Origin of the sequence: Paraflavitalea pollutisoli (assembly GCF_029360705.1) — a bacterium.
GTDB classification, from domain to species: Bacteria; Bacteroidota; Bacteroidia; order Chitinophagales; family Chitinophagaceae; genus Paraflavitalea; species Paraflavitalea pollutisoli.
In genome coordinates this window covers 74,725-87,882 of record NZ_JARKMX010000008.1, presented here as the reverse complement: position 1 = coordinate 87,882, position 13,158 = coordinate 74,725, and the positions used below count along the sequence as shown (strand labels likewise).

16 protein-coding genes are annotated in these 13,158 nt (G+C 49.3%); 11 read left to right on the top strand and 5 right to left on the bottom strand.

Going from position 1 to position 13,158, the window contains the following annotated elements; all coding sequences use genetic code 11:
- Positions 1 to 23: 23 nt before the first annotated feature.
- Genes P2W70_RS14500 through P2W70_RS14490 form a run of 3 tightly spaced genes read left to right on the top strand, consistent with a single transcriptional unit; the run spans position 24 to position 2,368 of the window.
- Entirely contained in the window at positions 24 to 818 is a 795-nt protein-coding gene (locus tag P2W70_RS14500) for an HAD family hydrolase (RefSeq protein WP_276482202.1), read from the top strand.
- A gap of 36 nt (positions 819 to 854) precedes the next feature.
- Positions 855 to 1,565 carry a RibD family protein gene (locus P2W70_RS14495; RefSeq protein ID WP_276482201.1) on the top strand — a complete coding sequence of 237 codons (711 nt, stop codon included), beginning with the start codon at positions 855 to 857 and terminating at the stop codon, positions 1,563 to 1,565.
- A gap of 41 nt (positions 1,566 to 1,606) precedes the next feature.
- Positions 1,607 to 2,368, top strand: a complete 762-nt coding sequence (locus P2W70_RS14490) for a DUF72 domain-containing protein (RefSeq protein ID WP_276482200.1) — start codon at positions 1,607 to 1,609, stop codon at positions 2,366 to 2,368.
- A 42-nt stretch (positions 2,369 to 2,410) separates the two neighbouring features.
- Here the strand turns inward: P2W70_RS14490 and P2W70_RS14485 are convergent, their stop codons facing one another.
- Both P2W70_RS14485 and P2W70_RS14480 read right to left on the bottom strand, forming a co-directional pair.
- Positions 2,411 to 3,316: an alpha/beta fold hydrolase gene (locus tag P2W70_RS14485; RefSeq protein WP_276482199.1), complete on the bottom strand. Its 906-nt coding sequence runs from the start codon at positions 3,314 to 3,316 to the stop codon at positions 2,411 to 2,413.
- A gap of 451 nt (positions 3,317 to 3,767) precedes the next feature.
- Positions 3,768 to 4,136: a DUF2200 domain-containing protein gene (locus P2W70_RS14480; protein ID WP_276482198.1), complete on the bottom strand. Its 369-nt coding sequence runs from the start codon at positions 4,134 to 4,136 to the stop codon at positions 3,768 to 3,770.
- Positions 4,137 to 4,386: 250 nt separating this feature from the next.
- Here P2W70_RS14480 and P2W70_RS14475 point away from each other — a divergent pair, with 250 nt between their 5' ends.
- The 4 genes from P2W70_RS14475 to P2W70_RS14460 all read left to right on the top strand — a co-directional run bounded on the left by P2W70_RS14475 (position 4,387) and on the right by P2W70_RS14460 (position 6,406).
- The gene (locus P2W70_RS14475) at positions 4,387 to 4,686 is read left to right on the top strand and encodes an ATP-dependent Clp protease adaptor ClpS (RefSeq protein WP_276482197.1); all 300 of its coding nucleotides are present in this window, start codon (positions 4,387 to 4,389) and stop codon (positions 4,684 to 4,686) included.
- 9 nt (positions 4,687 to 4,695) lie between these two features.
- Positions 4,696 to 5,343: a leucyl/phenylalanyl-tRNA--protein transferase gene (gene aat / locus P2W70_RS14470; RefSeq protein ID WP_276482196.1), complete on the top strand. Its 648-nt coding sequence runs from the start codon at positions 4,696 to 4,698 to the stop codon at positions 5,341 to 5,343.
- 322 nt (positions 5,344 to 5,665) lie between these two features.
- Positions 5,666 to 5,911: a hypothetical protein gene (locus P2W70_RS14465; RefSeq protein ID WP_276482195.1), complete on the top strand. Its 246-nt coding sequence runs from the start codon at positions 5,666 to 5,668 to the stop codon at positions 5,909 to 5,911.
- Between the two features lie 87 nt (positions 5,912 to 5,998).
- Complete coding sequence (locus P2W70_RS14460) at positions 5,999 to 6,406, top strand: hypothetical protein (RefSeq protein ID WP_276482194.1); 408 nt, start codon at positions 5,999 to 6,001, stop codon at positions 6,404 to 6,406.
- 139 nt (positions 6,407 to 6,545) lie between these two features.
- Here P2W70_RS14460 and P2W70_RS14455 read toward each other — a convergent pair whose 3' ends face one another.
- Positions 6,546 to 7,277 (bottom strand): esterase family protein, encoded by a 732-nt coding sequence (locus P2W70_RS14455; protein ID WP_276482193.1) that lies wholly within the window; start codon positions 7,275 to 7,277, stop codon positions 6,546 to 6,548.
- 49 nt (positions 7,278 to 7,326) lie between these two features.
- Positions 7,327 to 7,821 carry a hypothetical protein gene (locus tag P2W70_RS14450; protein WP_276482192.1) on the bottom strand — a complete coding sequence of 165 codons (495 nt, stop codon included), beginning with the start codon at positions 7,819 to 7,821 and terminating at the stop codon, positions 7,327 to 7,329.
- A gap of 439 nt (positions 7,822 to 8,260) precedes the next feature.
- Between P2W70_RS14450 and P2W70_RS14445 the strand changes: the two genes are divergently transcribed.
- Together P2W70_RS14445 and P2W70_RS14440 are read left to right on the top strand one after the other, a co-directional pair.
- Positions 8,261 to 9,790, top strand: coding sequence for a sensor histidine kinase (locus tag P2W70_RS14445; protein WP_276482191.1), 1,530 nt, complete (start codon positions 8,261 to 8,263; stop codon positions 9,788 to 9,790).
- A 7-nt stretch (positions 9,791 to 9,797) separates the two neighbouring features.
- Positions 9,798 to 10,226, top strand: a complete 429-nt coding sequence (locus P2W70_RS14440) for a response regulator (protein ID WP_276482190.1) — start codon at positions 9,798 to 9,800, stop codon at positions 10,224 to 10,226.
- A gap of 3 nt (positions 10,227 to 10,229) precedes the next feature.
- On the opposite strand, the gene P2W70_RS14435 is transcribed toward P2W70_RS14440, so the two are convergent.
- A complete protein-coding gene (locus P2W70_RS14435) occupies positions 10,230 to 11,669 on the bottom strand; it encodes a hybrid sensor histidine kinase/response regulator (RefSeq protein ID WP_276482189.1) in 1,440 nt (479 codons plus the stop codon).
- A 308-nt stretch (positions 11,670 to 11,977) separates the two neighbouring features.
- Between P2W70_RS14435 and P2W70_RS14430 the strand changes: the two genes are divergently transcribed.
- Both P2W70_RS14430 and P2W70_RS14425 read left to right on the top strand, forming a co-directional pair.
- Positions 11,978 to 12,541, top strand: a complete 564-nt coding sequence (locus P2W70_RS14430; RefSeq protein ID WP_276482188.1) for a DNA-3-methyladenine glycosylase I — start codon at positions 11,978 to 11,980, stop codon at positions 12,539 to 12,541.
- 47 nt (positions 12,542 to 12,588) lie between these two features.
- Positions 12,589 to 13,152: a YdcF family protein gene (locus P2W70_RS14425; protein ID WP_276482187.1), complete on the top strand. Its 564-nt coding sequence runs from the start codon at positions 12,589 to 12,591 to the stop codon at positions 13,150 to 13,152.
- The last annotated feature ends 6 nt before the right edge of the window (positions 13,153 to 13,158 follow it).

Below are 13,158 nucleotides of genomic sequence, written 5' to 3'. Positions count from 1 at the left end.
TCGATACCAATAACCTCCATACCTTGATAAAGCTCATCGTTACCGACCTCGACGGCACCCTGTTGAATGACAACCACGAAGTACCCGACCGCTTCTGGCAAATAGCCGACCGCCTGTTCAACCAGGGCGTAAAAATTGGCATCGCCACCGGCAGACCCCATTTCAGCATCGCCGCCAAATTCGAAGCCATCATACACCAGCTGTATGCCATATCAGATAATGGCAGTCGCATCGTTCACGATAACCAGGAGCTATTGTCCAAATCACTGCCGCAGCATGAAGTGGAAGCACTGATACTGGCCGCCCGCCAAATGTCCAATGCATGGCCTATTCTCTGCGGCAAGGAGCAATGGTACCTCGAAAATACACACGACACGTTGATGAACGCTATTGGCGCTTACCACAGTAATTTCACCTTTGTAGACGACCTCACCAAGGTACAGGAAGCCGTTTTGAAGATGACCGTCTTCGATCATGCCGGATCAGAGGCAAACAGCTACCCGCATTACCAGTCGTTTGAGAACCGGCTTAAAATAGCCGTAGGTGGCCACAAATGGCTCGACATTACCCGTACCGACGTCAACAAAGGTGAAGCCGTTCAGCTCCTGCAAACCATGCATGGCATCAGCCCCGACGAAACCCTTGTATTCGGTGATTTTATGAACGACTACGAAATGATGCAAACGGCCACCTACAGTTATGCCATGAAAAATGCCACCCCAAAACTCAAAGAAGTGGCCAACTTCGTCACCGAAAAAGGCAACAATGAAGCAGGCGTCCTCGACGTCATAGAATCATTGTGTTTTAATAACTATTAATTACATTCATTGTCTGATAACCTCATTCAACAGCATATGACCAAACGTCCATACCTGATCTGCCTGATGATGACCTCCGTCGATGGTAAAATCCTGGGGGAGAAATGGGGCAAATCAAAGGAAGTACAGCCCCTCACCGAGAGTTTCGAAAAAGTACACGAGCTCATTGGACACAAATCCTGGATCGTCGGTAGAACAACCATGGAAAAAGACTTCACCCATTATGCCAAACCAGTATACAAAGAAGTGGACCATGCCATCAACCGGGAAGACTTTGTAGCCAGCAAAGACGCTGACTCCTATGCGGTGGTGCTTGATGCACAGGCCAAGCTTGGCTGGAACAGCTCCGATATGCTTGGCCAACATGTGATCACCGTACTGACAGAGTCTGTACAGGACAGCTACCTGGCTCACCTGCAGCAGATTGGCCTTTCGTATATTTTTGGTGGCAAAGAAGATATCAACCTGCACGTTGTACTGGAAAAACTGACATCCCTGTTTGGTATTGAAACACTCATGGTAGAAGGTGGCGGCCGCTTAAATGGCAGCTTTCTCAATGAAGGATTGATCGATGAATACCACCAATTGATCCTGCCACTGGCCGACGGCCGGATCGAAACATCTTCGGTTTTTGAGATCCCTGAAGCAGGGCGCAGGTTCAACGCCACACTGCTCAAACTGCAGGAGGTAAAACAGATAGAGCATGAAGTGATCTGGTTACGGTACAAAGTTGCCGGACAAGTATAGGGCTGGTGACGTTTTTGCAGTTGATCGGGTAAATGACGCAAATGGGGAAAGCAGCCATCGGTTCTTATCATGCAGGCACCAGCAACATCGTATTACCCGTGCCCAACAAACTGGCATTCCCACCCGAATACCGGAACAAAAGCAGGCTTACTTATTACAGTTCATTGCTGAACAGCCTGGAAGTGAACAGCTCATTCTACAAAATGCCAAGGGGTACTACTGTTAAGAAGTGGACAACAGAAGTACCTGCAGATTTTACCTTCAGTTTCAAACTCTGGCAGGAGATCACCCATAGTAAGGGATTCAACTATCACCGCGAAGAAGTACAAAGATTTATGGAGCAGATCGATCAGGCAGGCGCCCACAAAGGGTGCCTGCTTGTTCAATTCCCGCCCTCCCTGACGGTGGAAAAATATGGTCCGGTCGAAGAGCTGTTGGCCATCCTGCAAAGCATCGTGCCGGCACATGGGTGGCAGGTGGCGCTGGAATTCAGGCACCCCTCCTGGTATATCGGCGAAGTATTCGAGCTGGCTGATGAATACGGTGCCAGCATCGTGTTGCACGACATCCCTAAATCGGCAAACCAACGATTAAATAAACAAGCATCGTTCGTGTACCTCCGGTTTCATGGTCCCACCGGCGACTACCGCGGCGGTTACACCGACGAATACCTGCAGCAGATGGCCCGGCAAATTGATCAGTGGCGCCGGGAGGGCAAAGACGTCTACGCCTATTTCAACAATACCATCGGTGATGCCTTTGAAAATGTCACGACCCTAAATAGCAAGGTTGCAGCCATATAGACCACAACCATTTGCCAACATCATCAACAACCTCGATACCATCTAATCAGTGACTGCAGACTGCCTTTTTGAGCCCTTCCTGACCACCTTGCGATCAAGGAAGTCACGAATAACCGCCGCGATTTCTTCGCCCTGACTTTCGAGCGCAAAATGCCCCGCATCGAACAAATGATACTCCAGGTTCTTAACGTCTTTTTTATAAGCTTCCGCACCACCCACCGGGAATATATAATCGTTTTTTCCATACACGATCAGCATTTCGGGGTCGTAATCGCGAAAGTATTGTTGCCACGCAGGATATTGCGGAGGATTGGTCCGGTAGTCGTAAAACATGTCCAGTTGGATCTGTCCATTTTCCGGACGCTCCAAATGCCGCAGATCGATCTCCCAGTTATCTGGGCTTATAACAGCAGGCGTGGGTACACCATGGGTATATTGCCACTTTAACCCATCAGGACTGTGAAATCCACGCAACTGCGCTTCAGCCACTTTATCATTGCGGTCTTTCCAATAGGCTTTGATGGGATCCCAAAATGTTTCCAGCCCTTCATCATAGGCACAACCGTTTTGTACGATCAGCGTATCAATATTCTCCGGTCTTTTCGAAGCAATCCGCCACCCGACAGGCGCACCATAATCCATTAAATACAGGCTGTACTGGTTAATTTGCAACTTGGCCAGCAACCCCTCGATAATGGACGCATAATTATCAAACGTGTAGGCGAATTCACTGATAGGCGGCTGCTCACTGCGTCCATAACCGGGATAATCGGCCGCAATCAACCGGTATTTATCCGACAAGTCACGCATCAGGTTCCGGAACATATGCGAAGATGCCGGATACCCATGCAGCAACACCAGCACCGGTGCATCTTCCGGACCTGCATCACGATAAAAGATATTCACACCGTTGATCTCCATGAACTGGTGAGTTGTTTTATTTTTCATTTTTTGTTTGATTTTGATTGATTGTCTGTTAATAAAATGAGAAGGAGCTATCCTTATCAGTATCCAGTGGGTCATTCCGTACAGCGTCTTGCGCAATCAGCTGTGCGGGCATAGGTTCATGTTGCCGGCAACTTACCTGGTCAAATGTAACAGTAATCAAATGATCCATGCTATCAGGTCATTTATACCAGCATGTAAAATAATAATAGCGAAAAAGCGTCCGCCGTTGATAGGGTAGGGCCCTGAGCATTGTCAAATAAAAAGCCTGCCGCGCAGTTGGCGCGGCGGGCTTTGATGACAAGTCAGTTTGTTTATCGTTTATACGCTACGGGCGGTAAGGCGATCGGTATTGGATTATCCACCACCCATTTTACGACAGTCGCACAAAGTGGCGTAGGATCGCCTACTATATCCGGTATTACCAATCCTTTTATTGCATAAGAACAAGCGACTATTTCGCCTCCCGTAAGATCTTCTCCATCTTTCTGCCTTTGGCCAGTTCATCGACCAGCTTGTCGAGGTAACGTGCTTTCTTTGTCAGGGGATTATCGATTTCTTCGATGCGGTAGCCGCAGATCATGCCCGTGATGAGGTGGGCATTGGGATGAAGGGTTGCCCGCTCGAAGAAGGTTTCGAAGGTGACCTTCTCCTTGATCAAGGCGTCCAGTTTCTTTTTATTGAAGCCCGTCAACCATTCAATAACCTCGTCCAGCTCCTGTTGTGTTCTCCCTTTCTTCTCCACTTTCTGCACATACATCGGGTAAACTCCGGCAAAGCTCATATTGGCTATGCGCTGGTTGTGTGTATCGGACGGTGTCATATCGATGATTTTGGTGGTAAACTATTGAATTCTCTCCAAAACACCGGCAATAGTTTTGAGCTGCCGGGCACGCAGCACAGTCCTGATCGGGCGGCGTCATCACCCACCACGAATGGCGTGAATCCCGGTTGCATACCTAGATTTTAGAACATACCTAATCAACTGATTCACAGTCAAAAATCTTAGTGTTCCACAAGGCTTGTGATCCTCCGCACGTTTTTATACATTTGTACCATAATACCCGGAGATTATGTCATTTGTTGGATCTACCCGCCCATACGAAATGGAAGATGTGGATGTGCTTACCGAAGCAGAAGAGCCCTGTAACCTCATTGTCTGGAATGATGAGGTGAATACTTTCGAATGGGTGATAGAGACTTTGGTAGAAGTATGCGGACACAGTGCAGAGCAAGCCGAGCAGTGTGCTTACATCATACACTTTCAGGGCAAATACGCCGTCAAACAAGGCACCTACGATGACCTGAAACCTTTATGCGATGCTATTACCGACAGAGGTATTGGCGCTACGATTGAAGTGGTAGCTGTATAACTTGCCGGAATGCCACTATTCGCGTTAGACAAAATACTTCATTTCCCCCCTGTACATCTCGCAGAACCTGACGGATTACTCGCTGTTGGTGGAGACCTTTCGCAGGAACGATTGTTACTGGCCTATCGGCTGGGCATTTTCCCCTGGTATGAAGGCAGGCATATCCTCTGGTGGTGCCCCGATCCGCGGTTCGTATTGTTTCCTGATGAACTGAGGGTGAGTAAAAGCATGCAACAACTCGCCAGGCGGGAAGTATTTACCTTCACGATCAACAAAGCATTCAAAGCCGTCATCAACAATTGCAAAAGTATCCGTCGCCGTGGCCAAACCGGCACCTGGATTACGCCAGCCGTAGAAGCAGCCTATACCAGGCTGCATGAGGCAGGACATGCGCACAGCGCTGAAGTATGGTTGGATGGCGAATTGGTAGGGGGCTTGTACGGCATCCGTATGGGCAAGGTATTCTTTGGTGAAAGCATGTTTAGCAAAGTGAGCAATGCCAGCAAATACGCGTTTATCAGCTACGTAACGTTGCTACAGCAAGAAGGGGTGGAGCTGATCGATTGCCAGGTGCAAACCGACCACCTGGCCACCCTGGGCGCCCGCGGAATCCCCCGCACGGATTTTATTGACTTACTGGATAAGCTGATCGTATAATCCCCATCAGTTTCTACACTGGAATTCCCTCCATTGCCTGGATGCCTTTCAACCTGTATTTCCTCGTTACCTCGTTGCCTACATACCTAGATGCCTTGTGCCTGCATTCCCTCCCTTGCCTCGATGCCTTTTCGCCTCCTTTGTGCCTCGATGCCTGACTCCCTTCCAGCCCTTCCGCCCCCTCGGCCAGTCACCATTCCCTCATTTCCCGACCTGTACCACTAAAGTAGTATTTCATATATGTTATGTTAGTAATAGATTTGAATACCCGTTCCCACCGGAACGGACTGCCTTTTATTATTTACTTAAAAAATCAATGAAGATGGCTACAAAGACCAAGTTCGAGGTTCGCCTTGACAACATCGAGCTCAGCAAGGCCGCTACGACCGCGCTCGAGAAAGAGATCAATGCCGTTGTGACCCGCCATATCGCCAAGGTAGGGCAGAAGAGCGTCATTGGCTCCAAGCTCAAAATAGATCCCGAATGGCTCGGCATCTGGTTGAAGAAATTTGCAACAGCAGAAGAGCTGCTCAAGAACAAAGCCACCTTCAAGGCACAGAAGTTTTAATCCCACCCACCCAGTATTGCCTGGCATTACCGCTTCACCTGTCAAGACCAGGCAATCCATCCGGCCGCTAACGCAAAATTTACACGGATGAAAACAACAGATAAAAGTTGTCCCAGTGCCACCTGCGAAGAAGGAGCCATCCTGCTCGGCGTCGTCAATGGCGATGGTACCATCGGCTATATTTCCACACCGATGACCGTCGACCACGATTTCGTTCAGGAAGTACACGAACAGGGTAATCCCGAAAGCAGCTTTCGCTTCAGCAACAAATGCGTAACCTCCGGTTGCCGCCAATGGAGCAACGGTCAGTGCGGCGTCATCAACAAGATCATTCACAACAATGAAGATCTTGACCTGCCGCCCAGGCTGCCCGAATGCTCGATCCGCAGCTCGTGCCGGTGGTATTACCAGGAAGGCGCCAAAGCCTGTAGCTTTTGCCCTTACATCATTACCAACATGCTGGAAAAAAAGAAAACTGAGGTACCAACAGAATGATCGTACAAGAGGCTGTCGAGGCCTGTAAATAGGATTAGTAGCTTGCACAAGGCGATTACAATGCCTGGACAGCTTCTTTTTTACCATGATCCGGCTCACACGTCACTGCCTTTCCTTCCTCGATCCGTTACGCCCATCGTTAAAACCGGGTGCCAAGGTAATGCGGCAACATGGCCTTCCAGGTAGGCCAGTCATGCGTCCATTCGGACCCCCAGATATCGAGCTCGTAAGCAATGCCCTTACCATACAGGATCCCCGCAAACCGGCGGGCCGATTCAGGATCTTCGTATGCCCCACTGCCGGATAGCAGGTGAATATGATGGCTTCGCCTGATCTGTTCCAACACGTGATGGTCGGTCAGATTCGGCATATAATGCATGGGACTGTTGAAGTAAACATCATCGTCGAAATAACCACGGGTGTATTCCGTCAGCTCGTACACGCCACTCATAGCGATGCAGCCCGACAGGAGATCGGGCCTTTGAAAGAAAAGATTCGCACTGTGTAAAGCACCAAAAGAAGCTCCCGATACGATAATGGGCGTTTCCCCACTCGTGTAGGTATGTAGGAAAGGAACCACCTCCTGGTATACATAATCGTTCCATTGGCGATGCCGGATCGCCTTGAAGCGCGGCTCCATCTCGTAGTTCATCCAGCTCTCCGTATTGATGCTGTTGATGGAAAACACTTTCAACTTACCCGCTTCGATAAAAGGTCGCATCGACTCGATGAGCCCAAAACGTTCATATTCGAGGTAATCGGCGGCTGCCGTAGGAATAAGCAATAAAGCAAATCCATAATGACCATACACTGCCACCGGCATTTCTTTGTTCAGCGCCGGACTGTACCATGAAGTGATCTGACGTTCCATACGTTGACTTGAAGTTATATCACCAAGATACAGGATTCACCGCGCATTTCTACTCCTGATACGTCGCCACCGCATAATGCTTGAGGGCGGTGATCTTCAACTTGTCGCCCACGACATATACCTTCTTGTATTCGCGGAATTGTTTCTCCTTGTCGAGAAAGCCAATGATACAGGAATAACGTTCGGGCCCTTTGCGGATCTCCGGTTGTGGGTTGGTTCCAAAATTGGGAAGCTTCAACGTATCTGTACCCGAGATTTCTTCAAACTGAAGACGCATCACATAATAAAAGGTCTTCTTCGTCTCAAACAACTTCACCGAAAAATACCAGTCATTCAACGGGTTGTCTGTCTTCACCCGGTAGCCTGCCACCGGCTCTTTGCTCACGGTATCCCTGTACAAAGGGATAGCCGATGCGGCATTCACCACCACTTTTTCAGACGCACTGTCATTGCCATTGTTGGCGGCACCGGCTTCCGGCGATGAACCAGCCTGTCCGCAACTACCCAGATAAAAGCACGATAAAGCAAATAAGATCAATCTCATAGAATAAAAGACAATTTTCACAAATATGCCACATTTACCGCAGACCGCGAAGCGTAGCCTTCGATCGTATGCCCGTAACCGACAAAGACCTCCAGCCACCAATGCGCTACGTGGCGCCAAGTAATTGAACCGTAATTGATAGGACTTCTACCCGCAGAAATTACGCAGAATCATACTGTTAAAAAGGTTATTTATTTATATATTGCAGGAGACTTAAACAATATTGTGTCATTTTCAAGACACCGTTGTTTATCATCCGTGAGCCCGTATGAATAAGTTTTCATCCTTTCTCTGGTACCCGGCAAAACGAATGATATAGTAGCTTTGATCGATTTGATCGTCATTAACAGCAGACCCTCGTCCTATTCGAAATGCAGACCGACACGGAACAGCGCCTGTGATCCTTCGCTGATCGGCTGGGATGATCCAATACTAAAGCATGAACCAGTTTGTCGAATTTTTCGTCAGGTTGTTTGATACATCGGACTGGCCTCCCCGTTGGCACTGTGGCAGCTGGACGGATTTTCACGGATGGCTGTACATAATCAGTGACCTGCTGGTATTTACCGCCTACTCGGCCATCCCATTCCTCATTATCCGCTACATCTCCCGCAAACACGACGCCCGGTTCATCCGGCTTTATTTTCTCTTTGCCGGTTTCATCCTGGCTTGTGGCGCCACCCACTTTCTCGACGCTGCCACTTTTTGGGTACCTTACTATCGCCTCAGTGCACTCGTACGCCTGCTTACAGGCATACTTAGCTGGCTAACGGTGCTGGCGCTCATCAAAGTGTTACCCACTGCCTTCACGCTCCGCTCCTCCAAAGAGCTGGAAGAAGAAGTAGAACAACGTAAAAAAGCTGAAGTTAAGTTCAGGAACTTCCTCGAGCGCGCGCCCGACGGCATTCTCATCGTCGACGAAAATGGGATTATCCAGCTCGTCAACGCCAAAACCGTTTCCCTGTTTGGTTACGATCGCGAAGAAATGGTCGGCAACCGCATCGAGACCTTGTTGCCCGATCGCTACGGCAAAATGCACCCTTTCCGGCGTTTCCACACCTATACCACCAGCCAGTCGACCGAGATCGCCGAGGCGTTTGAGTTATACGCCGTCAGAAAGGACGGACACGAGTTCCCGGTAGAAATGAACCTGAGCCCCATGGAAACCGATGAAGGTCTCATGCTCACCGCCTCCATCCGCGATGTATCAGAAAAGAAACAACTGGAAAAGGTGATCCGTGATTACAGTATTACGTTGGAGCGTACCGTGAAGCAACGCACAGAGGAATTGGAACGTAAGAATAAAGAACTGGAACAGTTTGCCTACGTAGCCTCCCATGATATGCAGGAACCCCTGCGAACTACCGCCAGCTTCGTACAGCTGCTGCGCAAGCAATACAAAGGCAAGCTCGACCAGAATGCCGATATCTACTTGGATTACATGGTACAGTCGTCGGATCGGATGAAGAACCTGATCCGTGACCTGCTCGATTATTCCAGGCTGGGCCGGGAGAAGGAAAAACGCCGGGTTGATTGCAACAGCATCATCGACCAGGTACGTGCCGACCTCACCCGCGTGATGCGCGATAGCCAGGCCGAGATCAAAACCGACCATTTACCCTTGCTCGACGGATTCCCCACGGAACTTAAACTCTTGTTTCAGAACCTGGTAAGCAATTCCATCAAGTTCCGGCGCCCTGGCATACCACCCGTGGTGCACATCAAAGCGCACCATAATCACGGTGGCTGGGAGTTTGCAGTAAGCGACAATGGTATCGGTATCGACCCACAATACCATGAGCGCATCTTTGTGATCTTTTCCCGGCTGCACAACCGCACCGATTACGACGGATCGGGCATCGGACTGGCCCATTGCAAAAAGATCGTGGAGCTGCATGGCGGCAAGATCTGGGTGCGGTCGACACCAGGCAATGGCAGTACCTTTTACTTTACGATCTCAGAAATATAGTGACACCATGAACAAAAAACTCAATTGCATATTGCTCATAGATGATGATGAGCCCACCAACTTTCTCAACCGGATGCTGATCGAGGAAACGGGTATCGCCCACGAAGTGCGGGTCACCCAAAGCGCCCGGGAAGCGCTCGAATACCTGTCGGGACGGTCCGCCCTCGATGGCGTACAACCACCCAGGCCCGAACTGATCTTCCTCGACATCAACATGCCGGCGATGGATGGCTGGGAATTTCTGGAACAATACGACCAGCTGTCACCCGAACAGAAGTCATCCATCATCGTCGTCATGCTGACCACCTCGTTCAATCCGGAAGATGAGAACAAGGCACGCAAGATCAGTTATATCTCGAGTTATCAAAACAAGCCCCTGACCGAAGACGTGATCAACGGGATACTGAAAGCGCATTTCGGATGGTCCGACCAGTAAGTATTATAGGGGAATATCTACCTTCAGTACACATCCCTGACCACTGCTGCTGATGATCTCCATATTGCCGTTCTGCATTTCTACACGGCTTACGATGTTGTTGAGACCAATCCCTTTGGCTTTTTGTTTAGGATCAAAGCCGACCCCATTGTCTTTGATCACCAGGTGCGCCTTCTTGCGGGAGGTCTTGAGTTCTACTTCCGCATGAGTGGCACGGGCGTGCTTGACGATATTGTTCATTTGCTCCTGCACAATGCGGTACAGAATGAGTTTTTTATTGTTGGAGAGGGATTCGATGTGCTGGTCATTGGCCTTGATACGGATGCGCAGTTCCGGCGACACCGTCATATTCTCGATCATTTCCAGTAAGGCTTCCTTCAGCCCGATATCTCCCAGGGAAGGAGGCACCAGGTTCTTCGACAATGCCCTGATCTCATTGATGGCCCTGGAGATATTGTCATAGCTTTTGTGCAACAGCTCTTTGCGGATATCTTCGTCATTCAGCGCCATATCCACACACAATTTCGCCGTAGCCAGTATCTGGTTGATATTATCGTGCAATTCCCGGCCGATCTCGCGGCGTTCCTGCTCCTGTGTCTGTATCGTGATCTGGGTGATCAGCTTCTGCGTTTCAATCTGGCTGCGCACCAGTTCTTCCTGCATCTTCTTTCGTTCTGTAATATCCATCATGGCACCAATCACCCGGTAAGGTTTGTCCTGATCATTGCGCAGGATATATCCCCGGTCAAACACAGAACGATACGAGCCATTGGCACTCAGGTAGCGATATTCATCCTGCCACTGATCATCGCCCTTGTTGATACAATGATCGATCTTTTTCAATACCCGTTCGCGATCTTCCGGATGGATCTTCTGCTCATACCACTGGAAAGTATTCTGCACATCGACCGGCTTAAAGCCGAAGATGGTGGTGATCCCTTCATTCCAGAGAATTTCGTTGGTCCGTAGGTCCCAATCCCAAATGGTATCATTGGTGGCTTTGATCAGCGTATTGTAGCGCTCGTAGTTCTCAGTTACCTTCTGCAGGATTTTCTTACGTTCGATACTGTACTGGATCGACTTCACCAGTAGCTTTTCGTCGAATTCACCTTTCAGTAAATAATCCTGCGCGCCCAGTACAATGGTATTGAGCGCCATTTCCGTATCGGAAAGACCCGATAATACAACAATGGAAATATGAGGAGCAGCATTGTTGAGCTTCACGAATGACTGAATGCCTTCGCTGTCTGGCAAGGTAAGGTCCAGGAAAATAAGATCCGGGCTCTCCGTTTGCACGATCTCCAGTGCCTGTTGTAGCCGGTCTGCATGGAACAATTCACGAATCGGCAGACCCGACAGCCGGAGGTACTCGGTAAATAAAAAATAATCGCTTTGATTATCCTCTACTACCAGGATATTCAACGGATGCGTTGACGTGATCATAATAGGGTTTTTGTGGTGCCACCCTGATGCTACTACTCAGGACAGCCAAATCAGTTCGATTCATTCAGAGCCTACAGTTCCAGGGCACCCTTTTAACGGGGTCCGGCCGCTACCGGCAGCCAGTAAGGGAAACGATGCGTAATGAAAAGCCTCTTGGGGAGAGTTGCTACAGGTTTACCTAAACGAGGAAAAGGTACTAAATACTTCCTTTAGAAAAAAATCCGCCATTTTCTTTTTTTGTCGAAGGGCCGCCTGCTAATTTTGAACCCTGTAAAAGTTTCTATTGATAACCGATTCAGGCACTTACTATGGCCACAGTTCCCAGGAAAAGTTATTGCGATGCAGTCGCAGAGATGGAAAAAGGCAACGTGAACATACCGTATCACGATTACGAGTATGGCTTTCCGATTCACGACGATGATGAACTCTTTGCCCGACTGGTACTGGAGATCAACCAGGCAGGCCTCAGTTGGATCACCATACTGAAAAAGAAAGATAACTTCTTTGCAGCCTATAACAATTTTAGTATCGATCAGGTGGCCCGTTATACCGATAAACAGGTCGAGCGCCTGCTCGCCGATCCTGGCATTATCCGTAACCGGTTGAAAATAAACGCAGCCATCGAAAACGCCCGGCGTATCCGCCTGCTGCAACAGGAATTTGGCTCTTTTCAGCAATGGCTGCACCACCACCATCCGTTAACGAAAGAATCGTGGACCAAACTGTTCAAAAAAACCTTCCTCTTTACCGGCGGCGAGATCGTCCATTCCTTCCTCATGAGTATTGGCTACCTGCCAGGTGCGCATGTCGAAACCTGTCCCATCTATAAAAAAGTACTGAAACAAAAACCAGCCTGGGCCACCCAACGTTAATACAACAATACCCGTAACCGACCAGACACCAACCGCAAATTTTTCGTATGCTCCATATACTTCGTGTGAGTGCCCTCGTTTTTATCGCCTGGCTTTTTTTACATAGCTTATATGTAGTGGCAGACGGCGCCCGCCCCTTTACCGGCAAGGCCGATGTAGCAGTGGTGTTGGGCAATACGGTGTTTGCAGATGGAACCCTGTCGCCCTGGCTGCAGGGCAGGGTAGATGAAGCCCTGCGGCTATACCGCAATGGGCAGGTAAGTACACTCTTCGTAAGTGGTGGCATTGGCACCAGCGACTTCCCGGAAGGTGATGGTATGCGCAATTATCTACACGCCAAAGGCGTACCCGATACAGCCATCGTGGTCGACAATGCGGGAGACAACAGTTACCTGACCGCCAAAAACCTCTTGCAATGGAATGGCGCCCGGCACTACAGATCGGCTGTCGTGGTAACGAGTTTCTACCACATTACCCGGTCAAAATATATCGTAGACAAATTGGGAATGGAAGCAGTGGCAGGAGCCAGCTCAAACTACCGGGCCTGGGCCGATTGGTACGGCCTGCTCAGGGAATTTCCGGCATACTACAAATACCTGTTGGTCTATTAGGGAGAC

Bases quoted from the DNA above. Each gene is read 5' to 3' on its own strand.
- P2W70_RS14485 (WP_276482199.1), bottom strand. From the start codon at position 3,316: ATGAAAAATAAAACAACTCACCAGTTCATGGAGATCAACGGTGTGAAT.
- P2W70_RS14495 (WP_276482201.1), top strand. From the start codon at position 855: ATGACCAAACGTCCATACCTGATCTGCCTGATGATGACCTCCGTCGAT.
- P2W70_RS14455 (WP_276482193.1), bottom strand. From the start codon at position 7,277: ATGGAACGTCAGATCACTTCATGGTACAGTCCGGCGCTGAACAAAGAA.
- P2W70_RS14430 (WP_276482188.1), top strand. From the start codon at position 11,978: ATGGCCACAGTTCCCAGGAAAAGTTATTGCGATGCAGTCGCAGAGATG.
- P2W70_RS14450 (WP_276482192.1), bottom strand. From the start codon at position 7,821: ATGAGATTGATCTTATTTGCTTTATCGTGCTTTTATCTGGGTAGTTGC.
- P2W70_RS14465 (WP_276482195.1), top strand. From the start codon at position 5,666: ATGGCTACAAAGACCAAGTTCGAGGTTCGCCTTGACAACATCGAGCTC.
- P2W70_RS14425 (WP_276482187.1), top strand. From the start codon at position 12,589: ATGCTCCATATACTTCGTGTGAGTGCCCTCGTTTTTATCGCCTGGCTT.
- P2W70_RS14445 (WP_276482191.1), top strand. From the start codon at position 8,261: ATGAACCAGTTTGTCGAATTTTTCGTCAGGTTGTTTGATACATCGGAC.
- P2W70_RS14490 (WP_276482200.1), top strand. From the start codon at position 1,607: ATGGGGAAAGCAGCCATCGGTTCTTATCATGCAGGCACCAGCAACATC.
- P2W70_RS14440 (WP_276482190.1), top strand. From the start codon at position 9,798: ATGAACAAAAAACTCAATTGCATATTGCTCATAGATGATGATGAGCCC.
- P2W70_RS14460 (WP_276482194.1), top strand. From the start codon at position 5,999: ATGAAAACAACAGATAAAAGTTGTCCCAGTGCCACCTGCGAAGAAGGA.
- P2W70_RS14480 (WP_276482198.1), bottom strand. From the start codon at position 4,136: ATGACACCGTCCGATACACACAACCAGCGCATAGCCAATATGAGCTTT.
- aat (WP_276482196.1), top strand. From the start codon at position 4,696: ATGCCACTATTCGCGTTAGACAAAATACTTCATTTCCCCCCTGTACAT.
- P2W70_RS14435 (WP_276482189.1), bottom strand. From the start codon at position 11,669: ATGATCACGTCAACGCATCCGTTGAATATCCTGGTAGTAGAGGATAAT.
- P2W70_RS14475 (WP_276482197.1), top strand. From the start codon at position 4,387: ATGTCATTTGTTGGATCTACCCGCCCATACGAAATGGAAGATGTGGAT.